We start from the raw sequence: 25269 nt of genomic DNA, 5'->3' as shown, positions 1-25269 counted from the left end.
ACCGCGTACTTCAGGCTGAGCTGGTTCGCCTGCGCGGTTTCACAAGTCTTTCGACTGCGCCGTCGGTGACCTCTTTAAATAACGCGGCATTGCCATAAGCCCGTGCAGCGAGCATGGCACCGTAGACCACCGACACGAGCGTTGCGGCCTCGGTTTGAACCGAGGAACCCAGTTTGATGAGATCATTTTTCGCGCCCGACTCGAGCACCTGCTCAAGCCACGCCGTGAGGTTATCGAAAAACGCTTTCACCACTTTCGCTACTTCCTCGGGCAGCGAGGGGCGTTCAGCGCCGAGCATGCCAGCTACGCAGAACGGAGCGCTATCGTCCGCAATGCAGCGTTCCCAATGGCCGATGTAGGCACGCAACTGCGCAAGAGCGTCGGCACCGCTCGCCTGAAGTGAGGCCATGTCGGCGTCAAACGCTGCCCGCCACTCGTTCACCACCGCCATCACGAGATCATTTTTAGACGGGAAGTGGTGATGAATGCTCGCCTTACGAATGTTGATTGCGTCGGCGACGTCGGCATAGCTAAACCCGCTGTAGCCGCGACGCATGATGAGTTGCCGTCCCGCTTCAATGATCCTGTTCGCAGTAATATCCCCAGTCGCCGTCATTTTGCCTACCATCTAGTCGGTTGGATGCCGACAGTCTACGCGGAGCGGGCACTGATTTCCAGTCGTGAAGATTTTCTTGCCTTTTAGCCATCCTACTAGTAGGATGGCTAAATCGACGAGGGAAGTGCCCTGTGTCGACTTCTCTAGCTATCTAACTTTTTGGAGCATGAAAAATGAAGATTTCCTCATACGCAAGCCGTGTCGCCGCCGCAATCGCCCTCTCCGCCGCGGCCTTGGGATCACACGCAGCAGTGGCTGCACCCGTCAAGAATATCGTCCTGGTGCATGGCTTTTTCGCCGATGGCTCGGGCTGGCAGGCGGTGTCGAAAATCCTGGCGCGCGACGGCTACAAGGTCTCCGTCGTGCAAGAGCCGGAAACTTCGTTCGAAGATGACGTGAAGGCGACCACGCGAGTGGTCGATGCGCAGGACGGCCCGAGCATCCTCGTCGGCCACAGCTATGGTGGCGCGGTGGTGACCGAGGCGGGCAACGACGCGAAGGTAGCTGGCTTGGTTTATGTGGCTGCGTTTCAGCCCGATGCCGGCGAAAGCCCGATGGATCTGACAAAAAAAATGCCGTCCGCGACCAAGGCGATCAAGGCAACCGCAGACGGCTACCTGTATCTTGACCAGGCCCAGTTCCATACGGATTTTGCCGCCGACGTACCCGCCGCCGAAGCGAAGTTCATGGCGATCTCGCAGGTGATGCCGGCCGCCCAGTCGTTTGGCGTGCCGATCACAAACCCGGCATGGAAAACGAAGCCGAGTTGGGCAGTCGTGGCGACGGCAGACCGCGCAATCAATCCCGATCTCGAACGCTTCATGACGAAGCGCGCCGGGAGCACGGCCGTCGAGATCAACTCGAGTCACGTGGCCTATATTTCGCATCCGGCCGAAGTGGCGAAGCTCATCGAGCAAGCCGCAGCAAAGTCCAGCAAGGAATGATTGAAGGCGATACGCCGTCTGAGAGTGTGGTGATTGTCAGGCGGCGTTCACGGCGGTCTCACGGTGAACGTTGTCGTCGCAAAGCCATGCGCCTGCGGGGCACGACGCCCCCTCCGGACTTCCGTCGATATCCAGGCAGGCCAGTTGTGAGTTGCGTTGCTTTGACTGGCGACCGCTTCGCATTAAAAACCGGCCTTTGACACAGTACTTCATTCAAAGACTGCAACGGGTCGCGCGCTGCCGATCGCGATTTTGCGAAGCTTGGGCTGCGTACGCAACCTGCATGGGGTACTGACCGGCCAACAAGGGACGGTCGATGCAAGCATCCAAATCGTCGACAATGAAACTCGGGTAGCTAAGACGACTGCTGTCGCTGGCTATTCCATGTGCTCGATGCCCGGGGGCATTTCAACCCAGGAGTGCATGCGTTCTTCGTACACGGAGAAGTTCGGGGCGGGAAATGTCGGGTCTGCGAATGCCCCAACGGTGATGATGATGCTGTCTTCACGTTCCTCATTGGTGTAGTACACCGTGGCACCGTATGTAGGGCGGAAATGGAACGTGCTTTTGCTTCCGCCGTCACCAACCCGGACGAATGTGTTTGAGGTACCGGCAATGGCCACCGACCTTGCGAGAAATCGTGCCTGTGCAGCGAACACGCTACCGGTTCTGCGTTGGCAATCCAGGCAGTGACAAACGGAGACACCAACCGGCGTATCCGATGTCGTAGCTGTGAGTTGGCCACAAGCGCAACTGGCGGTTCGGTTCGTTTCGGTCATCCTATGCGCTCCCTAGACTTGGCGTTGTACACATCTAGTGTCAATGCTTCGGCGTAACCCGGTGTGAGAACCTCTGCCTCGTCGCGGGCAGGCATCTAACGAGATGCGCGTTATCTTACCTTTTTAAAAAATCGATTTTGCGTTAGCGAATGACCGCTTCCGGAAAAGCTTAAAGGCCGTTGAGGGTCGAAAAGAGACTTCCGCGGACGAGACACGCTGGTGCACACCTCGCGTGATCCATTCGCGGCGCGCTTCGCTGACCATCGAATTCGACAACCTGATAAGGCCGCGTCGCTGCGGGAGCACGTACATCGTCGGAACGTGGTAGTCCCTTCAGGTGCGAGGCGCCTGCAGCAGCCGCTACCATTCCAAAACCGCGCAAAAGCTCCGCCTTCACCCGCGAGGACAGCGACCGGATCGCTCGCCCCGCGGTGTTGAACGGATAATCGGCGGCTGTCAAGCCCAGCTGCCGGCATTCCTGCAGAAATCTTTCGTGCAAAGCCTGCAAACCGTGCAGCCGGATCCGGATGCCGTCGTTCGAAGGTATCTGCTTGAGTGTCACGCGGCGCTGTCTGATCTGCAGCACGAGCCACGCAGCGAGTCTGGGATAACACTCAAACAGCAGCGAAAGCGCACCGACGGCACCGCTTCGTTCGCCGCGCATGGTAACGGGCAGCATGCGTGTATATTCCGTCACGCGGGCATGAGCAACGAGCGCACGGAAGCCGTATAGCCGCCCGTCGGCATGCAGCGAGAGCGCCCTGTCGAGAAGCCGGTAGAGCTGTCTGCGGTTGACTCCAGTTGCGGCCTCAATACTTCCGACAGGCTCATCTTTGGCGTAACGCTCAATGGCGTCGATTTGCCTCTGGACGCGACTGCGCGCGGTGGCGTCGAGTTCTGTCCATGCGATTGTCGGCCACGAGGCGAGATCCAGCGTCTGAAATTCGGGTCTGCGGCGGCTCATGATGTGGCCTGTATCGCAACGAAGCGCGTCAGAAACGTCAGGCTTTCAGTGTGTAACTCCAGCGCCTGGATGCGACCGCGATGCAGCAGTTCGAAAACGGCCGCCCGGACGAGTGATGGATCGCCCGTGGAGAATTCACGCTCTACGGTCATCAGCGATTGGGGCGATGCGACAAACCGCTCGATCGCACCGAGCATCGAAGGCTTGACTAGGCCCCGAGCGGCGACAAGTACGGGCAGCATGCGCTGCCAGTTACCGGTCCACACACGCGCAGCTGCCCTTTCGGCTGCATCAATGTGCCGCACGGCGAAGGCTTCCGGGTCGAAGTCAAGACGACTCCGCGGGCGATCCGCCGCCGATGTTGCCTCCGATAGTATTACCAGGCATTCGTGGTCATTAAACCTTGCCCAGAAATCGACGACGCAGCGTTGCCCGTCGACTGCCACGAAGCCAGGCCGTTCACAGAATGTCTTTGCAGCAGGATCCGCTTCGAGCATCAGCCATGCTTCGAAAGCGCTGCGCCTGTATAGGGTCAGACGTCGCCCCAGTTTCGGACTGAAGACGTCATAACGGTGCGCGCCGCGAGAACGCGGCAGCGTGAGTGGCTCGAAGCTTCGCAAAACGTCGACCATGTGTACCACCTGCCTGAGGATTTCATGGTCTAGGACGAACGTGAGTTGACAATTTTAATTCGCGCTAACGCGAAGTGACGACTTTACTTCGCCAGTTAGCGAAGCAATGTTGTCAATTCAATGACTAAACCGTTGCCCCCGCGAGCACAGTCCAGTGACAATTTTCCTTCGTTTTACGCGAATTGATCCTGCTCGTGAAGCGAGTACAACGGATCAGGTTGCCAGCGAAACGCAGGTGTAGCCAGGAGACGGAGATGCTCGGTCCACATGAATTCGCCACGCTCATGCTGCTCAAGGATGCGCCGGACCCAATGAGCCTGGATCGTGCAGATCTGGAAACGTTTCTTGAACGACAACTTGTCACACTGGAGCAACTCGCCTCCGGTCAACAACGCCCTCGCGTTACCGACGACGGCCAGCTTTTTCTCAAAGCTGCTGCTCGCATGCTTGACGACAAATGACACTTACTGGGTGATCCAGTTCTTCAGCCAAGGGAGCCTTCCTTGAGTGACTCGCGGGCGGGAATTGTCGTGGGGGGTTTTGGGACTGGCCGTCGCCGCGGTGCTGGTTGCCAGTCACTACCGTCGCGAATTGATACGGCGGAGGATGCTCGGGCAGATGGGCCCACGCCAGTGTTGGGACGTGATGCGTCACCGCCGATGAAAAGCATATTTTCAAAGTTGCAGATGGTCGCGGCTTAGGGGGCCTTAAGCGAACCGGCGAGGCGGTTCGGGGCGACCTGACGAGACGTTCGCGCGGTGCGGTGACCTGAGCTCGACGGAGCAAACCTGAAGACAGGCCGCCCCGCCCTTTGCCGAAGCGCAGCGCCCGCGCGCTCCTAAAGCAAGCTGTTGCGCTGACGCACCGCGCGCCTCGCCCCCTGGGACAGCGCGTAATACGCGAACCCACCCACCAGCATTCCGGCGACCGCATCGGAGAACCACGGCGCCGTCGCGTGCACGAGCACCGCAACGAACGCGCCACATGCCCACGCCGCGAACGCACTGCCACGGAAGTTCGGCACGTCGTCGTCGTACGAGTAATGCCGCACGAGGATCTGGTCTACGATGATCACCGCGCCGATCGGGGGTACGAGCACGCCGAGCAGGTTCAGCCAGTTCAGGAACAGACTCCACACGCCTGCCACGGCCAGCACTCCACCAAGTAACCCGAGAAGGACGGTCATCGTTCTCATCTTCCTGTTCGCGATGCGCCCCCAGCCCACCGCACCGTTGTACAGGCAATGTGTGCACACCGACCCGAGGTTCACGAAGACGAAGATCAGCGCAATGGCCGACAGCACGCCGCCATGGCTGGTCAGAACCGACATGAAGTTGCCACCCTCGGTCGCCGGCGCTGCGGCGGCCCCTGCGCATACGATCACGACGCCGAACACCTGCGCGACCATGTTGGCAAATGGAAATGCGGTGAGGGTTGCATAGACCGCACTCTTTCCGTCCTTCGACCAGCGGGTGAAATCCGCGGTCATCGTGCCAGAATCGGCAAACGTCGCCACCACCAGCGTGATGGCGGCGCCGAAGGACATCATGCTGTTCGCGCCGAGCCCGTCGTACGCAAGCACACCCGACAGCGAATGCTCAGATCCGATCAGATACAGCGCCGCAAATCCGAGGATCAAATAAAGCGGCGCGGCGATCATGCCGACGATCGAGAGCGCGCGAATACCGATAAACGTCACAGCTGTATAGAGCAGCGTGGCCGCTACGATGGTCGCCGTTTCGTTCCACCCGAACGACGCGTGCACCGTCGTCCCGGTGAGACCGGTCTGAAACGCAAACCATCCGACAACGACACTCGCGAGAAAGCCGGATGTGATCGCGTAGCCCTTTTTGCCGAATGTACGCTCGGCCTGCAGTGCAAAACTGCGGCCGGTATTACCGGCGATGAAGCTTAACGTGCCCACGTACGCAAGCAGAATCGCGTTGCCTATCAGGATCGCGAGCAGTGCTCGCGAAAAGCCGAGGTTGTAGGCGATGATGCCGGCGAATACCGCGTTCGTGATGATCATTGGAAAGCCGAACCACACCGCCGCCACCGAAGACAACCGGTGACGATGCGAGAGTGGAACGGGCTTGTGCTCGAACTCTTCGTCGAGCCCGTGCTGTTCGGTCGAGCTGGTCATGATGTCCCCCTGGGTTTCCTGGCTGGATAGGCTGTTCACTGGACGAGGCCGAGGTCCTTGAGCAGCGGCGGCACCGTATTGCGCCACGGACGCGCCCGCTCGAACGCCGCCGACGCGCGCAGCACCAGCGGATCGTCGAGATGGCGCCCAACGATCTGCAGGCCGATCGGCAGGCCGTCGCTTGTGAAGCCCGCCGGCACGGAGGCCGCCGGCTGGCCGGTCAGGTTGATCGGATAGGTGAACGAGAGCCACTGCGTTGGCGCGACCATGCGGCCGTCGGTTTTCTCCGGTCCCTGGCAATGAACGGGGAAAGGCGGGACCGTCAGCGTCGGCGTCAGCAACAGGTCGTAGTTCGTCATGAAGCGCCACATCTTGTTGACCACGCTCTTGCGGGTCACCATTGCGTTGGTGAAGTCCTCTGCGGTCCACGGATGATTCAGAAACGCGACCAGGTGCGGCGACATCTCTTTGCCCCACCGAGCCACCATTTCACGCATGCCTTTGAGGTCGGTATCCATCGCGACGATCGCCCAGAACGCGTCGAAGGGGTCGCTCCACCCGGGATGCGCGATCTCGACGCTACAGCCCAGATCGCGCTCGAAGACACGCACTGCGTCATCGACTACGCGGCGCACCTGCGGGTCGACAGCCGCGTAGCCCCAGTCCGGGCTGTAGGCAACACGCAGCCCTTTCAGGTTGCCGTCGAGCGCTTTCAGCCAGTCGAAACCGGCGGACGGCAGCGAATGGCGGTCGCGCGAATCAGGCCCTGCAATCACTGACAGCATCAGTGCGCTATCCGCGACGGTCCGGCTCATCGGGCCAATATGCTCCAGGCTCTCCCAACTCGATACGCCTGGGTAGCGTTCATCACGGCAGCCGGGATAGAGCGGCACGCGCCCCATCGACGGCTTGATGCCGTAAATTCCCGAATGCGCCGCCGGAATACGGATCGATCCGCCGCCGTCGCTGCCGATGGCAAACGGCACCTCGCCGCTCGCCACCGCCGCGCCGGAACCCGCGCTGGAGCCACCTGGCGTCATGTCCAGATTCCATGGGTTCCGGGTGGTTTCGAATACCGGGTTGTGGCCAACACCGCTGTAGCCGAATTCCGGCACGTTGGTCTTTCCGACGATGATCGCGTCGGCCTTTTTAAGGCGCTCGACGACCACGTCGTCTTCGTCGGGCACAAAATCCCTGTACGCAGGCGAGCCGGACGCGGTCCTGATGCCCGCCGTGCTGACGAGGTCCTTGATGCCCACCGGCACGCCGGCCAGTGCACCCACCTCGTCGCCGCGCAGAATGCGTGCTTCCACTTGGCGCGCCTGCTCGCGCGCCGCTTGCAATGTAATGGTGCAGAACGCGTGAATCGACGGCTCGAGTGCTTCCATTCGCGCCAGGTGTGCCTCGACCACTTCGACGGGCGAAAGCTCCTTGCTGCGAATGGCCCTCGCGAGGGCGACCGCGTCCATGCCGCAGATCTGTTGCTTGACGTCCATGCTCATCTCCTGATCCGGTTTTTGGGTGGTGCGCTAACTATCCATCGATGTTGTGAACGAATCTCCACCATCCGTTGAACAGGCTGTGTCGGTTTGTTAAAATTTGTGAACAGGAGGACGCGGGAGTGCTACAGCCCGGGCTGGGCGGCGGTCGGCCCAATCGCGAAGGACTGGCCGCGCGCGTCCCGGATGGGTGGGGGCAATAAGCATTCACGAGGAACCTATGCAGCAGAACCGGACTGATCAGCGAATTGCCGTGGTCGATGACGACCCGTCCATACGCGAAACACTTGAAGGGTTTCTGGAAGCGGAAGGCTACGAGGTCTGCTGCGCGGCCGATGCCGACGAACTCGACCGGATCATGCGCGTCCGTCCGGTGGACCTCGTGCTACTCGATATCCGGCTGCCGGGGCGCGACGGCCTGTCGTTGACGCGCGATCTGCGCGAAAAGTCCGAGATGGGCATCATTCTGATCACGGGCCGAAACGACAAGGTCGATCGCATTCTCGGCCTCGAATACGGCGCGGACGACTACATCGCGAAACCGATCGATGAACGTGAACTGCTGCCGCGTGTGCGCAATCTGCTGCGGCGCGTGGAACACAGCCGTAGCGTCACCGCGCCTTCCATGCTGTCGTTCGGCCGGTTTCAGCTCGACACGCGCGGGCGCAGCCTGACCGACCCGGCGGGCCAAAGCGTGCCCCTCACGACTGCGGAGTTCGATCTCCTTTCGGTATTCGTCCGGAACGCGGGCCAGGTGATGTCCCGGGAGCGGCTGATCCTGGCCATCAAGCGGCGGCACTTCGAGTCAATGGACAGAACGATTGACACGCTCGTGCGCCGCTTGCGTCGCAAGATCGAGGCGGATCCTGACAATCCACACCTGATCAAAACCGTTCATGGCACCGGGTATCTGTTCTCGGGTCCGACAGGCGCAGACGACAACAGGGTGCGCACGTAGGACTCCACATCCCGGTAGATGATGACCACAGTCAACGCCGCGTCCGAAACCTGTATCGCGCTTCCTGTCCGGGCAATCTGCTCCAGATCCGCAGCGGCGTCCGCCAACTGCTGAAACCCGACGTTCGACGCCGCGCCCGCGAGACGATGTGCGTTCTCCGCGACCTTCTCGAGGCTCGCGCGGGCGCAACCGTTCACGATTCCTTCAAGGGCCTCGCTGGCGGTTTGCGCGAACGCCGCGACGATCCGCAGGGTTCGATTGTGCCCCAGCTTCTGGCGTAGCCGTTCGATGCGCTCCGGTTCTTCGGTCACGACGGTTTGCGCCGGCAGCGTCGCCTGCCTCAACGCCGAGCGCAGCGTTTCCACCTCGACCGGCTTTTCGATGATCCCGTCGATGCCGCGCAGCAAATAAAGTGGTTTGTCAATCGGCAGAGGATTCGCGGTTAGCCCGAGTATCGGGCCCGTATGCCGGTGCGGCTCGCGGCTCGACCGGATCGCTGCAGTGGTGGCGAGCCCGTCCATCACGGGCATGCGGATATCCATCAACACCAGGTCGAAATGCTGCGTCTTGAGGATATCCAGCGCTTCCTGCCCTGAGCCGGCGGACGTCACATCGCACCCTTCGGCGCGCAGCAATTCGCTTACGACGTCGCGATTGAGCGCCACGTCGTCGACGACCAGCACGCGCGAGCTCAGCGCGACCTTCGGCACGCTTTCCTCGCGCTCCGCCAGTGCGAACGGCAAGCGCACCGCGAAGGTCGAACCGTGCCCGATGTCGCTGCGTACCGAAATCGAGCCGCCCATTGCTTCAGCGAGACCTTTGCTGATCGCAAGACCCAGACCCGTTCCTTCGAAGCGCTTTTCATGTCCGGTTTCCGCCTGCGAGAACGGACGGAACAGCTGCGGGATGACGTCGGGGGCAATGCCGATCCCCGTGTCGGTCACTTCGACGACGATCTCGATCCAATCGTCACGGCGCGCGGCGACATCCGTCTTGACCTCGATATGCCCTGACTCGGTGAACTTGATTCCGTTGCTGACCAGGTTGATGATGATCTGCTGCAAGCGCGCAGGGTCACCGAATACGGCTGACGGCAGCGGCGTAAGCGCGCTCACGCGGACCATCAGGCCCTTCTCCACGGCGGCGGCACTCGCCAGTGTGGCGGCGCCCGTGATCACTTCGCGCAAATCGAAGCGACGACGGTCCAGCCGGATGTGCCGGACTTCGAGCAAGGCGAGGTCGACGATGTCGTTGATGATCGCCGCCAGCGTCTTACCGGCCTGAATCATCCGGCGCACAATCTGCGCAGCGCCTTCGGGAAGCTCATATTGGACGAGCAGTTGCGCGAGTCCGAGCACCCCGTTGACAGGCGTTCTCAGCTCATGGCTTATCATCGCAAGCGATTCGGACTTCATCCGCTCGAGCGCCTCGGCCGCGTTCTTTGCTTTGACGAGCGCGGTCTCTGCGTCGTGCCTCACCGTAATGTCCGCCGCACTCGCAATGATCATCCGCTTCGAGCGCACCGGCAACGACTGCCGCGAAACCAGCAGGTGGCGGACGGCACCGCCGCTATCGGTTTCGAACTCGCTCGTCTCGATTGCGCCGCCCGTGTCCTGTTGAGAGATCAGCCACGTGAATAGATGCGCCTCTCGCCGCAGCGCTTCCTGCAATTTGCCGAGTGAGCGCAACGGATTGTCCGGAAAGAGATCGAGCGCCTGGCGATTGGCGAATTCAATCTGCCCTTGCGCATCAATCAGCAGAAGCGGAATCGGCGACGCGTCCAGTAAGCGGTGCACCGAGTAGTCGCTCAACCGGCTCTCGCGCACGAGCAGCAACAGGCATCCGAGGAAGAACACCCCGGCAATGTCCATCGTGATGCGGCCGAACAGTCCAGCCGCCAGCGCGGAAAGCGGCGCGGACGACAAAACGGCGACCTTGCTGCCACGAAGCTCCGCAAACAGCCCGCCGTTGCGGATGATGAACTTGCCTTGGGTGTCTTCGTTCTGCGCGTCTGACAGACCGCGGCAGACAGGACTATCTGCGCAACCCGATGCGAGCGGAATCGAAATCGTCTTCTGTCCCGGCCATGCGGCGATGCCTGCGAGCAGGTTGCTCGAATGGCGTACATCGTCATCGATGAGCGTTACAGCGTCTGACGTATCGGCATGGGCTTCCGCAGAAGCAAACTGGATCGCGAGGCGTGCCTGATGCACGAGAAGATTGTTGAGCGCATCTTTGCGTGCCTGAAAAAGCAGAAACGCGAGCGACGAAATCAGAACGATCACCACAATGGCGGTTCTCGCCTCGGCTGGAGGACGCGGGGTGAGCGCTCGGGTACGGGTGCCGAACATGGACATCAGTCAAGTGCTTCCGCCCCGGCGGTAGACGCGCCGAGATCCGTGCCGAGACGATGCGACGCCAAGGCGGATAGAACGAGATACAGGCAGCCGGCCGCGGGAGCACTAATCAAAGGGGTGATCACATCGGGGAACATCCGGTGGCAAAAAAGCGCCACCGTCAGGCCCGCCCCCATCGCAAACAGCGCGGCAAGATTGATGGGCGCCGCCCTCGTGCGCGAGAACCCCACGCGCACACGCAGGACGTAATAGTCCGCCACGATTACACCGCCGATCGGCGACACAATGGCCGTGAGCAGCAACGTCCAGCCGGACACGTCGCCGACGGTGTTGGTAATGGCCATTAGCAGGCCCAACAATGTGGCAGCAGCCGTGATCGCCATCCACGGCAGTGTCGGAAAGGCGCTTTTGAACGTCGCCCCGGCGTTGGTGAGGCACGCATCGCAGGTGGTCCAGTTGGAGACGATGACGAGCACCAACAGGAGCCACGAGAGGGCGTTGCCCGCGGTGAACAGGTCGTTCACGCTGATACCGGCTGCAGCGACCAGCACACCCAGAATCAGGAACGGGAGATTCGACAGGAGGAAGCCGAATGCGGTCGCCTGCACCGCTTCGTTTCCGGTGCGGCAGTAACGCACGATGTCACCGGTCATCGTGCCGCTCACGACGAAGGTGCCGAATGCGATGCACACGCCCGTGCCGAACGGCAGCGTTCCGCCGATCGGGCCGTCCAGCAGTACAGCCCATCTGGGTGCGAGGTGATGCGCGATGACGATAGCGGCGAATAGCACCATCGCGGGGATCGCGATCGCTGTCATGTTGAAGCCGCGGCTGATGCGGAGAATGGCCGGTATCGCGAAAAGAACGCCAATCACGCAAATCGCGAGTGTCGAATCGCCCGGCAGATGCAGTATGCCGGCCAGGATCGAGGCGGTAAGCGCGACATGGAAAGCGAACCAGCCCGTTACGAGCGACCCGAGCAACGCGCCGGGGATGACGGCGCCCCAGCGGCCGAAGACTGCTTCGAGCACGAGTTGAGAACTCAAGCCCCAGCGGCCGGCTGCGAAACCGATCGCCGCCGAATAGATGAAAAGGATCCAGTTGCCGAGGATTGCGGCAAACAACGCGTCGAGCGTGCCTTGCGACGCCTGCAGGTGACTGCCGACGACAATGGAGGCGAACGCGGATGAGAAGCCGGACCACGCAAAAGCGGGGAAAATGAGCCCGCGCCGCCGCGGTAGCGGGATCGGCTGGGTGCTGGTACCGTCGTTTGCTTCGCGCAGAAGGTCCATGATTGCTGCTGACCCCTCGATAATGAGGGCTGATTTATACCACTATAGTCTGGCGCAAACGTGAAACGACTATGTGTCACACCGAGTGCCGACTAAGAATGCGCTGCCAAACAGGTCTGGAATCGCGTCGGCCGCCTGCTGCCGCGACGGCATCGTGTCATCGCGGACCTGCGAGAGCACATCCGGCGGCAGCCAAGTATCCTCCATCGCGCCGATGCCGCCCCCGATCATCTGCTGCAGGAAAAACGACTGCCTGCGTCCCGTCAATTCTGCCAGTAGGTGCAACCTTTGCCCGATCTGTGGTCGACGCGTACCGCGACCACCTTCAGCCTGTTTTCGGCGGTCCGTTTCACCGCATGCTCCTGTCGTGTTCTTCGTGCCGCCAACGGGCGCGTTCGTGCGGAGCTTCTACCATGGTGAATCGCGGTGCGCAACGCTATCGCGGGGACGGGGCTCCTGAACCCGGCTGCGCGCATTGCCACACCTGAACGAAGAACTATGGGAGCAACCTGTCAGGCCCTTCCCGGCCGACAATCCGGTGCAGCCAGGGGCACTCACGCGGTGGCACAGCAACGTGCAATAAAACCCCGACGTCGCGCCCCTCACCGATGCTGCACTTTCCGTGTCGCCATATACGCGTCGAACAGGCCCGCATGCAGGCGCCTGAGTTCCTGGCGCAGCCCGATGAGTTCGTGCTGGTCGCCTTCGTGCTCCCGGCGCAGGATCTCGCCCAGCAGGACCATGGCCCGCGAGGCCGCCTGGTCACGTTGCACGCGCGCCTCGCCCAGCCGGCCCGCGAGCGCCGGCTTGACCACCAGCAGCCAGGCCGGGAACCAGGCGTAATCGTCGAGCTCGCCCGAGCCGGGGAACTGCGCATCGAAGCGCTGGCGTAGCGCGTCAAGCGACGCGTCGCCCAGTCCGGGCAGCAACGCCACGAACCGGGCGGGCGCCAGCCACGCCAGTTCAGCGAGCAGTGGCCATGCGCCATCCAGCCCAACCGCCCGGTAGCATGCCTCGACCATCCACGCAAGCGGTGCCGGGATGCGCCACCAGGATTGAATGCCCTCGACCGATTCGCGGGCGGCCGCCCAGTCGCCGGCTAGCAGCCACAGGGGCGCGGCGTGGCTGTCGGTATCGGTACCGGCGCCGCGAAAGACAAGGGTTCCGGCCCGCCGGGCGAGCGACCGCCAGCACGGTGCGAGCCATGGCTGGATCGCATGCACGGGCAGCACCCGTCGAGCGGCGAACATGACCTCGTCCTCGAGGTAGCGGCGCGCGATGGCCAGCGCCGCATGGTCAGCCAGGGGTGCGGTCGGTCCGCGCCCGAGTTCGAGAACCAGCACCGTCATCGCGGGCAACGCGCCGTCGTCCGGGTATTCGCTGGCCAGCTGTTCCAGTGCCGTTCGCGCGGCCGCCGCATCACGCCGCTGCAGCGGCTCCAGCACGTCGTTGCGCAACATCACGTCACGGCTGTCGGCAAAGATATCAAGCTGCTGCATGGTCATCGCACTCAGAAGAGCTGATCGTGAAGAGCGGTCAGACTAGCCCATTTCACCGTGCTGCGGAAGGTGCGGCCGTCCTCGTCCACCGACTCGATGATCACGCGCTGCCCGCCCGCTTCGGCGACCACCCGCACGATCCGCTCGCCATAGCGCATCAGCGCGCCGATCGGCGGGCAGGCCGGGGCTTTGCGCCCTTTCCGTGGGCGGTTTTTCCGTTCCATCGGGCCTACCCGCGCTTGCGGCGCCCCGCGGTCTTGCTGGCCGTCGCCGGTGCCGCGGATGCCTTGCGCGACGTGCCCGGCGTACGCGAGGGGCGCGTCACCGCCGGGCGTGCTGCGGCTATGCGTGCGGGGGCGGCGGCCTTCGTGCGGGCCGGCCGGGCTTCGGCCTGACGCAATACCGCCAGCTGTTGTTGCAGCGTCATCACGTCCGTCTGCAACCGCGTATTCTCCGACGACCGCCAGATGACGCGCGTCGCCCAGTTGCGCCTGCATGGTTTCAGATGCGCGGCGATGGTCGGCGTCCTTCCGGTCCGAGCGACGCGTGGCATCGTCGAGCTCCTTCTGCAGCTTCGTTGCGGTACTTCGCTCGCGGTCGATCTCCAGCAGCGCGCGCTTCCCGGACGCACGCAGCCGATCCTCCGCGCGTTCAGCCGCTTCCCGCTGCCTCTCCAGATCGCGCTAGAACCCTTTGCGCACCTGCGCCAGTTCACGATCGCGCACCGCCGCCTCGTTTTTCAGCCGTGCCTGTTGGGTATTAGGCGTCCATTTATGGCTTTGAGTGACATTTCTTTTCAGGCATCTCGATGCTTTCGAGACATTGAATTTCGATCATGCTGTAACCATCCGTCTTTCGTCGCAGCAATCCGGTTAGGGTTTTGGACAAGGGCTGGCAAGCACACGACCACAGCCGCGGACTCTTCACCGCCACTTTGCCGTACACGGTGCGCAGCATCGTCGAGCGACTGTCCTTGTGGCTCACGGCCGCGCCGTAGCGCCGACAATGGGTCTGGCCCGAGAGCCACACCACTCCACCTGTTTCGAAACCAGCTCGGCCTGCGCCCTGGCCAGCAGCGACCGCCCTTCCGCGAGGGTCAGGCCCAGTCGGGCAAGACGGCAATCAGGGCGCTCAACCACGGCCAGAACTCCGTCACCGTCATTGACCGTGTCGCTGTCCCCATCGGCCAACCTTGCTTCGATGACCAATCGCATGGTTTGCTCCCACCGTTGCGATACCGATCAGCGTAGCCCGCACGATGCCGGTGCCGCGCCCGGCTGCTCGAGCGGCCTTCCCTAGGAGCCTCCCCAACTTTTGCACGCTCTCAGCCACGTTTGTCGTCATCGAAGAGGTGGAGACGGAGAACTGGGGCTGGGGCGGACTGCCGGTTCCCGAGTATCCCAGGCAGCAAGCACTGAAATAACCTCGACCTTCGAGATGCGGGTGGCGCGCCGGATTGAGCACGCGCCGTCCGAAGCAGCGACGAGGCGCGACCCGAAGCCGGTCCCTACCCAGGACCGGCGGAGGCAGCCTGCGAGGCAGCACAGCCATGAATCATGGGCATCACAGGCCAGTCTGTGGGGAACCGTCGAAACAACATGCCAGACGTCGCGGCAGCCCGGGGAAAGGAACGAAAATGAATGACGACTCTCTGGATATCTGCGACATCGACATCCTGAACGATGTGAGCGATCGGTGCGATGCGGAATCGTTATTGAACGAGACTCCTCGAGCGGACCGCAGCGCACCAGCGCCAGCAAGCAACTGGGCGTGGGCGCGCCGCGGCGAGGCGTACGGCTGGATGGACTCGCACGGTCCGTTTTCCACGGAAGGCCTGTGGGGCTGAACACGATGAGCACGAACTCGCCGCATGCGCCGCACAGCGCGGCTTATTCCTTCTGCTGCGCCGCCTTGATGAGATTGTCGCGCAGCTTGACGACGCCATTTTGCATGCTGGAGAACTCATCGGCAGTCAGGCCGGTGGCGTCGAAGAGACTTATGCTCAACGCGCCCTCCCGTAGTTGCCGGCCGGCGTCCGTCAAGGTGACCAGCACCTGCCGTTCATCTGCCGGATCTCGCTGTCGCTGAAGGTAACCCATCCCTTCGAGCTTCTTGAGGATGGGCGTCAGCGTGTCGGACTCGAGAAACATTTTCTCGCCCAGCGCGCTGACGGTCTGACTGCCACCTTCCCACAGCACGATGAGGGCAATGTATTGTGTGTACGTGAGCCCAAGTTCATCGAGAATCGGCCGGTAGGCCCGGCCAAAAGCGAGATTGGCCGAATAGATCGCAAAGCACAGGAAATCCGAGAGTCTCGGGCTCGCCGTGTCTGCCGCTGCGATGCGAGCGGTAGAGGAGGTCTTTTTCATCTGCATATCCTTCCAGGGCTATGACACGAAGTCTCGTGTCGAAACATTATACATCGCATACGATTTAATCGAAAGCGCTTGACATCGCCCGGAGCTTGCCACACAATGCATCTCACACGATTTACTCGCATACGATTTTAAATACTCTCGCCACCCACCAAGGAGCGCAAAATGAGCCAGATCGAAAAAGTCCTCTACACAGGCAAAACCCACGTCTCGTCCGGCGGCCGGAACGGCACGGCACGGAGTTCCGACGGCCGTCTTGACATCAAGCTCTCGTCGCCCGGCAGCGCGGGCAACGGCACCAATCCGGAGCAATTATTCGCCGCCGGTTGGTCCGCGTGCTTTATCGGCGCAATCGGGCTTGCGGCCAGCGCGATGAAAGTCGAGCTCCCAGCGAACCTGGCGGTCGACGCCGAAGTGGATCTCGGCACGACGGACGGCGCCTATTTCCTCCAGGCGCGCCTGAATGTCAGCGTGCCGGGTCTGGACCGCGATGTCGCCCAGGCCCTCGTGGACGCCGCGCATCAGATTTGCCCTTATTCCAAAGCCACGCGGGGCAACATCGACATCGCGATCAATCTGGTCTAACCCCCATCTTTCACCGATCAGATCAACGCATACACCTCTTTTCAAGTTTCAACTTTTTTTTGGAGCTCTACCATGAAGACCAAACTTGTCACCGCTCTCCTCACGGCGCTCTGCGCATCACTGACTGCGCCGGCGTTTGCCAGCGGTTACGGCCCGGCGCCTTCCTACCGGCCCTCGGTCGGCGCACCGGCGTTGCAGCGCGGTCAAAGCGCAGAAACGATCGCCGCCGAGCGCCAGGATTCGGCCGCCACGCAACAAAACTATGGCGGTGTGACCGTCCAGTCCTCGCAATCGGGTGGCCCTGCGGTCACGACTCTGCGAGGTGATTTGTTCGCGCACCACTAAGCGCGTCAAGAGTTCATTGCGCAGCACCGCATCACCCGTTTTAAAACTAACCCGTTGAATCAAATTATCCTCAATTTGTTTCGGATTACATATCATGAACAAGAAACTCTTTGCAGCAGTCGTTGCGGCCGTTCTGAGCATTCCCGTGGTCGCATCCGCCCAGCAATCGAACGCCGGTGTCACGCGCGCGCAGGTGCGTGCGGATCTGGTTCAGCTTGAAAAGGCTGGCTACGATCCGGCGCGCGCCAACGGTCCGCATTACCCGGACGGCACCCAGGCAGCTACCGCCAGGCTACAGGCGGCCGACCGCGCGAGTCAACAGGCCGCAACTTCGGGTTACGGTGGCGCCGTGGAGGGATCCTCGCAGTCGGGCCACAGTGACAGGATCGGCACGGTGGAGCGTTCAATCTATTTCGGCCATTGAGCCCGATATTCCTTCATTAATTCCCTTTGATCGCATGGGTGTTATTCGCTTGCGCTTGACTCCGTCCGGTATCCCCATTATTTTTTATCGTATGCGATGTTATCTCATGCGATATTTACACCTGGGTCTCTTGTCCACGAACCCATCCACGATGACCACGAGCAAGAGACCGGAGTACCGCCAGAATGCGATTTTATTTGATACGAGTTTCGTTCGTCCAACACGATCGATGACAACCAGGACGCAGGTGCCACACGCCTGTTCGCCCCCCTTTTGTTCCACTACCCTGAAGATTGATATGAACAGCACCCGCGCGGCCCTCGCCGCCGCTCTCGCTACACTCCTTCCATCTAAATGGAGTGCCAGTCTGCGTCGGCGGCCGGTGTGCACTGTTCAACCCTCTCCGGCCGCTGTACCAAGCATGAACGTAACGGCAGCTTCCAGACGTTACTGTTGAAAAAGTCGCTGTCCGTCTCTGTCGGGAGGTTAGTGGGTAGCCGCGCTCCCTCCCGGAAATGCGGCCCCCGAAGAACCGTACATGCGAGTTTCCCCGCATACGGCTCGCGCACGGCATTAAACATCACATTGATGCCGGTTGCGTCATCCCACACAACCTTCGCCAGCGTCACATCATCGATTCGTCCCGTTACCGGGACAAGGACGCTGAACCGTAGCCCAACCGGTCTCTCACAAGCTGTCCTTTGTTGAACCTCAGGTGCTGGCTAACGACAGCCGCACCACGCGCACATCAGCACCCTTTCAGGCCGGAGCAAATCTTGAACTCCTATGTCGCCCATTACAGGCAACCCTTCGCTTCTTGCGCGTTCTCATTCCCGCTTCCCCAACAGCGTTCCTTGCGGTCCACCTGCCATCGCTCCAATGAACCCGAGCGAGGGCGAGGAATCGGGGTTTCCGCGTTCCCATCCCTGCCGACCCGAATGTTCCCGGGCCTGTCCGTTTTGCACCTGTCTATTCCCCGATGGCCTCGTGACGACGTGCACCCACTTGAAAAAGGTGCAACCGGCCATTTACCATTTTGGCCAGAGCCTCTCAGCAGCTTTGGCTCTTCGAAGATAACGAGGATTCCATCGACAGTTCACGTACGTTGTGAGCGGGTAAGGAGACGGCATTGCTGCCGCCCCCTCCCCAAAGAACCGCCCAAGCGACTTTCACCGCAAGCGGCTCAGGCACAGCCAAAGCATCATCTGTCGATGCCGGTCCTGTCATCCAGCACAGGCCCTTCGCAGTCGTCATATCGTGGGTCCATTCCGTCGCCGGGACCTGGGCGCTGAACTGCAACGAGGCAGCCTCTCTCAAGCTTCCCAGTCTCGAACTTCAGATACTGGCCTGCGACAGCCGCACCTCGCGGAAGTCTGCACCCTTTCAGGTCGGGGCAAATCTCGAACCCCTATGTGAGCTATTACGGCCCACCATTCGCTTTTTCCGCGTTCTCATATCCACTCGCCCACCAGCTTCCCTTGCGGGTCACCTGCCTTAGCCAAACCACTGGCGTGGGCGGACAATTGGACTTACCACGTTCCCGTTTTTGCCGACCCGAATGTTCCCGGGCCTGTCCGGTTAGTGCCCGTCTCTCCCCCGGCAGCTCTTTTGACGACGTGCCCCCACGCATGAAGAGGACAACCGGCTGCGCACCGTTTTGGTTCGGGCCTGCCAGCCGCTTTGGCCCATTGCAAGTGACGAGGTTTATCGGCGGTTCACATTTGTTGCACGTACGGAACTTGCCTAGCCTTCACGCCGCACTGCGGCTAGCAGCGTCGCCCCTGATCTCGTCGCCGAGCGGGCCGGCTTTCGCGAAGTGCATTGTTCGTGGAGCTTCACACCCGATCGTTACCAATCACGCGTGTCCAGGTAGGCAACTGCTGGTCGCACAACAGGTCACAGCTCCCATCGTCATACTTCGGCGGTGAAAGTGTGACAAGACAAAAACGAGCTTTGCTGCCCTTTACTGCTTGACGTTCGACACGCCGCGGGCAGCAGCACGTGTCGCACCATGCGGAACTTGCCTGGCCCCCACACCGCACGGCGGCTGGCAGTGTCGATCCCTGCCCGGTCGCCCGGGTGAATCGCCCATAGGGAGAGTACGTTGTCCCCGGAGCTTCGAACCCGACCGTTACCGGTCGCGCACGTCCGGGTAGGCAACTGCTGGTCGTACAGCAGGTCACGGCATCAATCTCCGATGTTCAGGTCGTTGAATGTGACAAGGCAGAGAAGAGCTTTGCCATCCACTACGTTGCCGATTTACGTCCGGCGGACGGCGACACGCGTCGCACCTCAGGAATCTTCTTACCCTTGACCGATGTCTGCGAGCGGTTTGTAGGCCGATTTGAGAGGTCGATTTTCCTGCGAGCGACTTGAAAAAGCCACGCAGCGACTTTTTCAACAGTATCAGGCTATAACGGTCATTCACGCGGTCATCTCTACCGGCGCGTGCTCGACACGGGCACGGGCGTAACGGCGGAACCGGCGCCAGTCTCGCGCGGCGGCAGCAGTAAAGCGAAACAGCATGCGCCATTCGCGGGAGCCCTGGAGTCAGTAAAGTCTGCTATGAATTACCGAACGACGCGGACGACGCATAGCGGTGTCATCCGCGTCTTTGAGGTCAGCGCAGCGTCCGGAAGCTCACGCGAACTTCTTCCGTGAACGCCTGCGGTTGCTCCCACGCCGCGAAGTGACCGCCTTTCGGAAGGCGGTTGTAGTGAATCAGCTTCGGATACGCCTTCTCTGTCCAGCTCTGCGGGGCCGCATAGATTTCATCCGGAAACACGCTCACGGCAACGGGAATCGTAACGTGCTTCGGCGCAAAGAAGTTGAGCTTGTTTTCCCAATACAGCCGCGCCGACGAAATACCTGTATTCGTCAGCCAATAGAGCGTGACGTTGTCGAGCACGTCATCTCGCGTCAGGCCCTCGGTCTGACCGTCAAAGACGCGAGCGATCATTGCCTGGCTCGCAGCGTCGTGATCGAGCATCCATGCAGCGAGGCCGATAGGCGAATCTTCGATCCCATACAGCGTCTGCGGACGGTTCGCCATCTCTTGCGCATAGCCGAGACCGTGCTTGTAGAAGTAGTCGAGCTGATCGAACGCGTGCTTCTCATCCGGCGAGAGGCTGGCCGTCGGCGCGTTTCCGTACTTCAGTGCATTGGCAATGTCGTCCGGTACGGTGGCCGGCATGTTGGTATGAATGCCCAGCAGTTCCGGCGGCGCGATGAGCGCCATCTGTTCCGTGACCGCATTGCCCCAGTCGCCTCCTTGCGCCACGTAGCGCGTGTATCCAAGGCGCTTCATCAACACGATCCACACGCGCGCGCGATACGTGCAGGATCCCAGCCGGTCGCAGTCGGCTTGCCTGAGAAGCCGTAGCCCGGCAACGAAGGGATCACTACGTCGAAAGCGTCCGAGGCATTTCCGCCATGAGTCGTTGGATTGGTCAGCGGATCGATGATCTTCAACTGCTCGATGATCGAGCCAGGCCATCCGTGCGTGACGATGACGGGTAACGCATTCTGATGTTTCGAACGAACGTGGATGAAATGGATGTCGAGCCCATCGATCTCGGTGACGAATTGCGGCAGCGCATTCAATCTCGCTTCGACCTTGCGCCAGTTGTAATCTGTCGACCAATACCGCGCGAGCTTTTGCATCGTCGCGAGCTGCACGCCTTGCGACGCATCCGTTACGGTTTCGCATTCCGGCCAACGTGTCGACTTGATGCGTCTGCGCAAATCGACGAGTTGTGATTCTGGCACATGCACACGAAGTGGACGGATCGTGGTTTTGTCGCCGCCCCCCGCTGGGGCAACTTCAGTAATGGATTGACTCGTTTCCGCAAAGGCGTAACGGCTCAATGAGGCCGCAGCAAGGGACGCCGTTGCGATACCAATAAAACGACGACGCGACGGCGCAGGGAGATCGATAATGTCTTTAGTCATTTCATCGGCGCCGTGCTGAACACCGATTACGCGGGCGCCCTGCCGACCCTATACGCGGCTACTTCGCGTGACGTCAATGGCGGTGGCTACTATGGTCCACAAGGCTTTCTGGAGGTACGCGGAAGCAGGATTGGCGAGGCGAGCGTCGCCAGGCAGGCAAAGGACGCTTCGAACGTCGGCCGTTTGTGGCAGGTGTCCGAAGAGCTCACTCAGGTACGCTTCCGTCCGTAGTGCGGGCCCAACCAGATCTTGATAGCAAGGATCAGGAACAGGGTGCCTCACGCGGATGCTCGCGGATTTGGTGACCTCACTTGGTCGCGTCGCGGCCTCACCCACCACCTGCCGAAACGTGCATGACATCTTCGGCGCCTGGGAATGGGGCGATAGGCTGCAGTCGATCACGCGCCAATTCAGCCTCAATTCCGACCGACTTACGAACGCTGCGTGAACCTGCCATGCTGATAAGGTCGACCGGGAAAAGTGGATGCCAACGTTCCGTAAAATTGAGGAATGAAGGTATCGATGAACCGAATCCCCAAGGCCACCTACACGAAGGAATTTCTTGAAGAAGGCCAGCAGCATTCACGCTACGCTTCTATTGCACAGGCTCAAGCGCACGCCGTGCAGTGCGGCTATGATTCCAGTTGCAATTCCTTGCCAACCCGTCGGAGCACGTTATGCCAGAAGTCATCGTTTACGCAGTAGCAGGACGCTCACCCGAGCAAAAGAAAGCGCTGATGACGGGGATTACCAAAGCTGTGGTTGACAGCTTTGGTGTCGCCGCTGAACAGGTTGTCGTGCAGATCGTGGAGTCTTCACCAGACTCCAAGTCAAGAGGCGGCATTCCGTTCAGTGAGCGCCAGCGCACGTCTTGAACCCGCATGGCGGACGCGCTCAGGTTGCGACCGCCGCAGTCGCATCGACGTATAGCGCGTACAGTGACTGCCCAGCCGCCATGAACAGCCGGTTATGCGCTGCGCCACCGAAGCAGACGTTCGCGCAGCGTTCGGGCAGAACGATGCGGCCAATCGCATTGCCGTCCGGCGCGAATATCATCACACCGTTGAGTCCCGGTCCAGTGCCCCAACCGGCCCACAGGTTACCGTCCGTGTCGCAACGGAAACCGTCTGGCGCGCCGTTTTCGCCCGCATCGACGAATACGCGCCCGTGCACGAGGCGCCGACCGTCCTCGACATCGTACACACGGATGCGCCGCGGCTTCGAGCCCGATTCGACAATGTAGAGGCGGCGTTCGTCGGGCGAGAAGCAGATGCCGTTCGGATTGACGATGTCGTCGGCGACCACCTCTGCCCGGCCGGTGGCCGGGTCGAAGCGGTATACGTTGGTCGGCAGTTCGGGCTCAGCTTTGACACCCTCATAGTTGTTAGAGATGCCGAACGGTGGATCAGTGAACCAGATGCTGTCGTCGCTCTTCACGACCACGTCGTTCGGTGAGTTCAGCCGCTTGCCGTCGAAGCGGTCGAGCAGCACGGTCAGCGTGCCGTTGTACTCGGTGCGCGTCACGCGCCGGTTGCCGTGCTCGCAGGTGATGAGCCGACCCTGGCGGTCGCGTGTATTGCCGTTCGCGTACCCCGATGGCTTGCGAAATACCGACGTCGCGCCGGATTCCTCGTCCCACCGCATGATGCGGTTGTTCGGGATGTCGCTCCACAGCAGGAAGCGGCCGTCGCCGAACCACACCGGGCCTTCGCCGAAGCGCATGCCCGTCGCAAGCCGCTCGACCGCCGCGTTCGTGATCCGGTATTTCAGGAAGCGCGGATCGAGCACTTCCACTGCGGGATCGGGATAGGTTTCACTTTGTTGCCACATAGTGCTGGCCCTTGAGTCAACGGGGCTGCTTGATGAACGCTTCGAATGCCCTGGCGTAGTCCGGATGCCAGCGCGACAACGGGGGCCGGTTCTCGACGATATCGCCTGCCGCCCATAGAATGCGCAGTTCGTCGAGCGAACGCGGCACGTCGTTGTCGGGACACAGTATGTAGAAGTCGCCGGCGTCGAGACGCTCGAACATGAAATCGACGGTCTGCTCGGGCGTCCATGCGGCGACGGGCTTTTCCACGCGGCCGTTCCGCGTCAGTTCCGTGAACACGAAGCCAGGAATCAGCAGATGAGCGCTGATCTGGCAGTCGGCGGTGTTGCGCAGTTCGTGCTGCAGCGCTTCGGTGAACGCTTTCAGACCGGCCTTCGCAACGTTGTATGCGGGGTCGCCCGGCGGCGTCGTGATGCCTTGCTTTGAACCGGTGTTGATCACGAGCCCCGGACGACCGCGCTTGATCATGTCCGGCACAAAGACCTGCGTACCGTGGATCACGCCCCACAGATTGACACCCAGCACGCGCTCCCAGTTCTCGGCTGGACCGAACATCCCGCTGCCGGGCTGAATGCCGGCGTTGTTCATCAGCACATCTGTTCCGCCGAAGCGTTCGACGACGGTTGCGTGCAGGCGGCGAACTTCGTCGGCGACGCTGACGTCGGTCTCAACCGCGAAGACGTCTTGTGTGCCGTTTGCGGTCAGCGCGGCGATTTCCTCCACCGCCCGCGCGACGCGGTCGGTGCCGAGGTCGGCAATGCAGATGCGCAGCCCAAGCTGCGCTAAGCGTTTGGCAGCAGCCAGGCCAATGCCAGCGGCGCCGCCGGTGATCACGGCGACGGCGCCCGGAGTCAGGGCAGAATGAGTCATCAGAATCCTCGTTAGCGCCGGAATCGCGGCGCCACCTAGCGGTCGCGATCCCGATCCATTCGAACAGTGAGTCGACGATCGTAGCATGAAGGCTTTTTTTGCGTGACCGACAGGGGGCACCGCTGGGGAGCGGTCCGAAGCATGGCGCGGACGGCTGTGACCCGCTAGCGACATTCGGCCACGTTCACTGGATGTCCGCTTACCGCCACGTTCAGTATCGCCGCGCGGAGCCAGTCGAGCGTCAGGTCGCCACCGCGGGCAATTTGAGCAAGTCCAGGAAAGCACGGGCGACGGGTATGAGCGGTTCTCCCGCACTTCCCTTAAAAACAGCCGCGAGTTCCCAGCAGGGCTCCTCGGCTTCGCACAGGCTCGCCGTTGCGACCGGCGCGCCGCGCGTGTTGCTCCCCCTCGCGGCGGCCACAGATTCGGGCACCATGCTGATCGCAAGCCCCTGTGCGGCCAGTTCAAGCAACATCGGCATGTCGTTGACCTCGAAGCTGGTCCGGCGTTGCAGCCCTGCCGCCGCAAAGCATCGATCGACCAGCCGCCGCACGCTCCACTCCGGGCGCAGGTCGGCGAATGTTTCGTCGATGAGATCGGCCAGCGCCAGCCCGCTGGCGCCCGCAAGGCGATGATGCGTCGCGCAGACGACGACCATTCCTTCGCATGCGAACATGTGCGATCCGACACCATCGAGCGACGTATCCGGTGGCTGTGTGAACGCGAGGTCGAGGCGCCCTTCCCGCACCTCGTCGATCAACGCGCGCGACCCGTCCAGTGTCAATTCGATATCGATCCCACCGAACGCGGCCCGAAACTGTCCTAGCGATGCGGGCAGGTCGACGAAAGGCGCGAGACCGTGAATCGCACCGATACTCAGCCGGCCGCGTGCGAGCCCGTGAACCTGCGTTACGGCGTGCCGCGCGTCGCGCGCGGCAGCCAGTACCCGCTGCGCCTCTGCGAACAGCACTTCACCGGCAGGCGTCAAGGCGACTCGCCTCGTGCTGCGATTGAACAACGGTCCGCCCAGGTCTTCTTCCAGCGAGCGGATCGACGCAGACAATCCGGACTGCACGAGGTTGAGGCGCCGCGCCGCGCGCGTGAAATGCCGCTCTTCCGCGACCGCCACGAAATGTTCCAGCTGCTTCAAATCCACGTTGACACTCTTTCTTGCAGAGACGATTAATCACGAAACCCGCACAATT

General features: G+C 61.4%; 25 protein-coding genes and 2 pseudogenes. 10 read left to right on the top strand and 17 right to left on the bottom strand.

From position 1 onward, the window contains the following. Positions 1-10: 10 nt before the first annotated feature. The gene (locus tag P3T25_RS32775) at positions 11-616 is read right to left on the bottom strand and encodes a TetR/AcrR family transcriptional regulator (protein WP_429361096.1); all 606 of its coding nucleotides are present in this window, start codon (positions 614-616) and stop codon (positions 11-13) included. A gap of 173 nt (positions 617-789) precedes the next feature. On the opposite strand from P3T25_RS32775, the gene P3T25_RS32770 reads away from it, so the two are divergent. After that, a complete protein-coding gene (locus P3T25_RS32770) occupies positions 790-1560 on the top strand; it encodes an alpha/beta fold hydrolase (protein ID WP_429361094.1) in 771 nt (256 codons plus the stop codon). 377 nt (positions 1561-1937) lie between these two features. On the opposite strand, the gene P3T25_RS32765 is transcribed toward P3T25_RS32770, so the two are convergent. The 3 genes from P3T25_RS32765 to P3T25_RS32755 form a co-directional block, all read right to left on the bottom strand. Then, the gene (locus P3T25_RS32765) at positions 1938-2339 is read right to left on the bottom strand and encodes a GFA family protein (protein WP_429361092.1); all 402 of its coding nucleotides are present in this window, start codon (positions 2337-2339) and stop codon (positions 1938-1940) included. A gap of 169 nt (positions 2340-2508) precedes the next feature. Next, entirely contained in the window at positions 2509-3303 is a 795-nt protein-coding gene (locus P3T25_RS32760; protein WP_429361090.1) for a hypothetical protein, read from the bottom strand. Next, positions 3300-3935 (bottom strand): hypothetical protein, encoded by a 636-nt coding sequence (locus P3T25_RS32755; RefSeq protein ID WP_429361088.1) that lies wholly within the window; start codon positions 3933-3935, stop codon positions 3300-3302. Before P3T25_RS32755 ends, P3T25_RS32760 begins: the two co-directional genes overlap by 4 nt. A gap of 254 nt (positions 3936-4189) precedes the next feature. Between P3T25_RS32755 and P3T25_RS32750 the strand changes: the two genes are divergently transcribed. Further along, positions 4190-4396, top strand: coding sequence for a hypothetical protein (locus P3T25_RS32750; protein WP_429361086.1), 207 nt, complete (start codon positions 4190-4192; stop codon positions 4394-4396). A gap of 377 nt (positions 4397-4773) precedes the next feature. Here P3T25_RS32750 and P3T25_RS32745 read toward each other — a convergent pair whose 3' ends face one another. Continuing rightward, positions 4774-6078 carry a purine-cytosine permease family protein gene (locus tag P3T25_RS32745; RefSeq protein ID WP_429361084.1) on the bottom strand — a complete coding sequence of 435 codons (1305 nt, stop codon included), beginning with the start codon at positions 6076-6078 and terminating at the stop codon, positions 4774-4776. Positions 6079-6113: 35 nt separating this feature from the next. Next, complete coding sequence (locus P3T25_RS32740) at positions 6114-7574, bottom strand: amidase (RefSeq protein WP_429361082.1); 1461 nt, start codon at positions 7572-7574, stop codon at positions 6114-6116. 223 nt (positions 7575-7797) lie between these two features. Here P3T25_RS32740 and P3T25_RS32735 point away from each other — a divergent pair, with 223 nt between their 5' ends. Further along, positions 7798-8535 carry a response regulator gene (locus P3T25_RS32735; RefSeq protein WP_429361080.1) on the top strand — a complete coding sequence of 246 codons (738 nt, stop codon included), beginning with the start codon at positions 7798-7800 and terminating at the stop codon, positions 8533-8535. Here P3T25_RS32735 and P3T25_RS32730 read toward each other — a convergent pair. The 6 genes from P3T25_RS32730 to P3T25_RS32705 form a co-directional block, all read right to left on the bottom strand. Then, a complete protein-coding gene (locus tag P3T25_RS32730) occupies positions 8472-10892 on the bottom strand; it encodes an ATP-binding protein (protein WP_429361078.1) in 2421 nt (806 codons plus the stop codon). The genes P3T25_RS32735 and P3T25_RS32730 overlap by 64 nt on opposite strands. Beyond that, on the bottom strand, positions 10892-12184 hold the full coding sequence (locus tag P3T25_RS32725) for a cytosine permease (RefSeq protein ID WP_429361076.1): 1293 nt from the start codon (positions 12182-12184) through the stop codon (positions 10892-10894). The genes P3T25_RS32730 and P3T25_RS32725 overlap by 1 nt, the downstream gene beginning before the upstream one ends. Positions 12185-12786: 602 nt before the next feature. After that, a complete protein-coding gene (locus P3T25_RS32720) occupies positions 12787-13683 on the bottom strand; it encodes a hypothetical protein (RefSeq protein ID WP_429361074.1) in 897 nt (298 codons plus the stop codon). A gap of 11 nt (positions 13684-13694) precedes the next feature. Continuing rightward, positions 13695-13907 carry a hypothetical protein gene (locus P3T25_RS32715; RefSeq protein ID WP_429361072.1) on the bottom strand — a complete coding sequence of 71 codons (213 nt, stop codon included), beginning with the start codon at positions 13905-13907 and terminating at the stop codon, positions 13695-13697. A 5-nt stretch (positions 13908-13912) separates the two neighbouring features. Beyond that, positions 13913-14236, bottom strand: coding sequence for a hypothetical protein (locus tag P3T25_RS32710; protein ID WP_429361071.1), 324 nt, complete (start codon positions 14234-14236; stop codon positions 13913-13915). Positions 14237-14663: 427 nt separating this feature from the next. After that, entirely contained in the window at positions 14664-14897 is a 234-nt protein-coding gene (locus tag P3T25_RS32705; protein ID WP_429361069.1) for a hypothetical protein, read from the bottom strand. Positions 14898-15004: 107 nt separating this feature from the next. Between P3T25_RS32705 and P3T25_RS32700 the strand changes: the two are divergent. Together P3T25_RS32700 and P3T25_RS32695 are read left to right on the top strand one after the other, a co-directional pair. Beyond that, positions 15005-15106, top strand: a pseudogene (locus P3T25_RS32700) (tautomerase family protein); the annotation flags it as partial. Positions 15107-15319: 213 nt separating this feature from the next. Next, positions 15320-15529 carry a hypothetical protein gene (locus tag P3T25_RS32695; protein ID WP_429361067.1) on the top strand — a complete coding sequence of 70 codons (210 nt, stop codon included), beginning with the start codon at positions 15320-15322 and terminating at the stop codon, positions 15527-15529. 43 nt (positions 15530-15572) lie between these two features. On the opposite strand, the gene P3T25_RS32690 is transcribed toward P3T25_RS32695, so the two are convergent. Beyond that, positions 15573-16052, bottom strand: a complete 480-nt coding sequence (locus tag P3T25_RS32690) for a MarR family winged helix-turn-helix transcriptional regulator (RefSeq protein ID WP_429361065.1) — start codon at positions 16050-16052, stop codon at positions 15573-15575. Positions 16053-16223: 171 nt separating this feature from the next. On the opposite strand from P3T25_RS32690, the gene P3T25_RS32685 reads away from it, so the two are divergent. The 3 genes from P3T25_RS32685 (at position 16224) to P3T25_RS32675 (ending at position 17412) form a co-directional block, all read left to right on the top strand. Next, positions 16224-16643 (top strand): organic hydroperoxide resistance protein, encoded by a 420-nt coding sequence (locus P3T25_RS32685; protein WP_429361063.1) that lies wholly within the window; start codon positions 16224-16226, stop codon positions 16641-16643. 72 nt (positions 16644-16715) lie between these two features. After that, positions 16716-16988 (top strand): hypothetical protein, encoded by a 273-nt coding sequence (locus P3T25_RS32680; protein ID WP_429361061.1) that lies wholly within the window; start codon positions 16716-16718, stop codon positions 16986-16988. Positions 16989-17082: 94 nt separating this feature from the next. Beyond that, the gene (locus P3T25_RS32675) at positions 17083-17412 is read left to right on the top strand and encodes a DUF4148 domain-containing protein (protein WP_429361059.1); all 330 of its coding nucleotides are present in this window, start codon (positions 17083-17085) and stop codon (positions 17410-17412) included. 2620 nt (positions 17413-20032) lie between these two features. On the opposite strand, the pseudogene P3T25_RS32670 reads toward P3T25_RS32675, so the two are convergent. Next, positions 20033-21363, bottom strand: a pseudogene (locus tag P3T25_RS32670) (epoxide hydrolase family protein). A 12-nt stretch (positions 21364-21375) separates the two neighbouring features. Here P3T25_RS32670 and P3T25_RS32665 point away from each other — a divergent pair. After that, positions 21376-21594 (top strand): hypothetical protein, encoded by a 219-nt coding sequence (locus P3T25_RS32665; protein ID WP_429361057.1) that lies wholly within the window; start codon positions 21376-21378, stop codon positions 21592-21594. A gap of 446 nt (positions 21595-22040) precedes the next feature. Then, positions 22041-22238 carry a tautomerase family protein gene (locus P3T25_RS32660; RefSeq protein ID WP_172172408.1) on the top strand — a complete coding sequence of 66 codons (198 nt, stop codon included), beginning with the start codon at positions 22041-22043 and terminating at the stop codon, positions 22236-22238. A gap of 19 nt (positions 22239-22257) precedes the next feature. Here the strand turns inward: P3T25_RS32660 and P3T25_RS32655 are convergent, their stop codons facing one another. From P3T25_RS32655 to P3T25_RS32645, 3 genes are all read right to left on the bottom strand, one after another. Then, positions 22258-23193 (bottom strand): SMP-30/gluconolactonase/LRE family protein, encoded by a 936-nt coding sequence (locus P3T25_RS32655; RefSeq protein WP_408519015.1) that lies wholly within the window; start codon positions 23191-23193, stop codon positions 22258-22260. Positions 23194-23209: 16 nt separating this feature from the next. Beyond that, the gene (locus P3T25_RS32650) at positions 23210-24064 is read right to left on the bottom strand and encodes an SDR family NAD(P)-dependent oxidoreductase (RefSeq protein WP_429361054.1); all 855 of its coding nucleotides are present in this window, start codon (positions 24062-24064) and stop codon (positions 23210-23212) included. Between the two features lie 241 nt (positions 24065-24305). After that, positions 24306-25220, bottom strand: coding sequence for a LysR family transcriptional regulator (locus tag P3T25_RS32645; RefSeq protein ID WP_429361052.1), 915 nt, complete (start codon positions 25218-25220; stop codon positions 24306-24308). Positions 25221-25269: the final 49 nt, after the last annotated feature.

The organism is Paraburkholderia sp. GAS32, assembly GCF_050434225.1.
GTDB lineage: Bacteria > Pseudomonadota > Gammaproteobacteria > Burkholderiales > Burkholderiaceae > Paraburkholderia > Paraburkholderia madseniana.
The sequence above is the reverse complement of the archived record's forward strand: the minus strand, read 5'-3'. Positions and strand labels throughout refer to the sequence as shown.

What these genes read in the sequence shown, in the direction of transcription:
- P3T25_RS32775 (WP_429361096.1), bottom strand. Translation starts at nt 616, where the DNA reads ATGACGGCGACTGGGGATATTACTGCGAACAGGATCATTGAAGCGGGA.
- P3T25_RS32770 (WP_429361094.1), top strand. Translation starts at nt 790, where the DNA reads ATGAAGATTTCCTCATACGCAAGCCGTGTCGCCGCCGCAATCGCCCTC.
- P3T25_RS32765 (WP_429361092.1), bottom strand. Translation starts at nt 2,339, where the DNA reads ATGACCGAAACGAACCGAACCGCCAGTTGCGCTTGTGGCCAACTCACA.
- P3T25_RS32760 (WP_429361090.1), bottom strand. Translation starts at nt 3,303, where the DNA reads ATGAGCCGCCGCAGACCCGAATTTCAGACGCTGGATCTCGCCTCGTGG.
- P3T25_RS32755 (WP_429361088.1), bottom strand. Translation starts at nt 3,935, where the DNA reads ATGGTCGACGTTTTGCGAAGCTTCGAGCCACTCACGCTGCCGCGTTCT.
- P3T25_RS32750 (WP_429361086.1), top strand. Translation starts at nt 4,190, where the DNA reads ATGCTCGGTCCACATGAATTCGCCACGCTCATGCTGCTCAAGGATGCG.
- P3T25_RS32745 (WP_429361084.1), bottom strand. Translation starts at nt 6,078, where the DNA reads ATGACCAGCTCGACCGAACAGCACGGGCTCGACGAAGAGTTCGAGCAC.
- P3T25_RS32740 (WP_429361082.1), bottom strand. Translation starts at nt 7,574, where the DNA reads ATGGACGTCAAGCAACAGATCTGCGGCATGGACGCGGTCGCCCTCGCG.
- P3T25_RS32735 (WP_429361080.1), top strand. Translation starts at nt 7,798, where the DNA reads ATGCAGCAGAACCGGACTGATCAGCGAATTGCCGTGGTCGATGACGAC.
- P3T25_RS32730 (WP_429361078.1), bottom strand. Translation starts at nt 10,892, where the DNA reads ATGTCCATGTTCGGCACCCGTACCCGAGCGCTCACCCCGCGTCCTCCA.
- P3T25_RS32725 (WP_429361076.1), bottom strand. Translation starts at nt 12,184, where the DNA reads ATGGACCTTCTGCGCGAAGCAAACGACGGTACCAGCACCCAGCCGATC.
- P3T25_RS32720 (WP_429361074.1), bottom strand. Translation starts at nt 13,683, where the DNA reads ATGCAGCAGCTTGATATCTTTGCCGACAGCCGTGACGTGATGTTGCGC.
- P3T25_RS32715 (WP_429361072.1), bottom strand. Translation starts at nt 13,907, where the DNA reads ATGGAACGGAAAAACCGCCCACGGAAAGGGCGCAAAGCCCCGGCCTGC.
- P3T25_RS32710 (WP_429361071.1), bottom strand. Translation starts at nt 14,236, where the DNA reads ATGCCACGCGTCGCTCGGACCGGAAGGACGCCGACCATCGCCGCGCAT.
- P3T25_RS32705 (WP_429361069.1), bottom strand. Translation starts at nt 14,897, where the DNA reads ATGCGATTGGTCATCGAAGCAAGGTTGGCCGATGGGGACAGCGACACG.
- P3T25_RS32695 (WP_429361067.1), top strand. Translation starts at nt 15,320, where the DNA reads ATGAATGACGACTCTCTGGATATCTGCGACATCGACATCCTGAACGAT.
- P3T25_RS32690 (WP_429361065.1), bottom strand. Translation starts at nt 16,052, where the DNA reads ATGAAAAAGACCTCCTCTACCGCTCGCATCGCAGCGGCAGACACGGCG.
- P3T25_RS32685 (WP_429361063.1), top strand. Translation starts at nt 16,224, where the DNA reads ATGAGCCAGATCGAAAAAGTCCTCTACACAGGCAAAACCCACGTCTCG.
- P3T25_RS32680 (WP_429361061.1), top strand. Translation starts at nt 16,716, where the DNA reads ATGAAGACCAAACTTGTCACCGCTCTCCTCACGGCGCTCTGCGCATCA.
- P3T25_RS32675 (WP_429361059.1), top strand. Translation starts at nt 17,083, where the DNA reads ATGAACAAGAAACTCTTTGCAGCAGTCGTTGCGGCCGTTCTGAGCATT.
- P3T25_RS32660 (WP_172172408.1), top strand. Translation starts at nt 22,041, where the DNA reads ATGCCAGAAGTCATCGTTTACGCAGTAGCAGGACGCTCACCCGAGCAA.
- P3T25_RS32655 (WP_408519015.1), bottom strand. Translation starts at nt 23,193, where the DNA reads ATGTGGCAACAAAGTGAAACCTATCCCGATCCCGCAGTGGAAGTGCTC.
- P3T25_RS32650 (WP_429361054.1), bottom strand. Translation starts at nt 24,064, where the DNA reads ATGACTCATTCTGCCCTGACTCCGGGCGCCGTCGCCGTGATCACCGGC.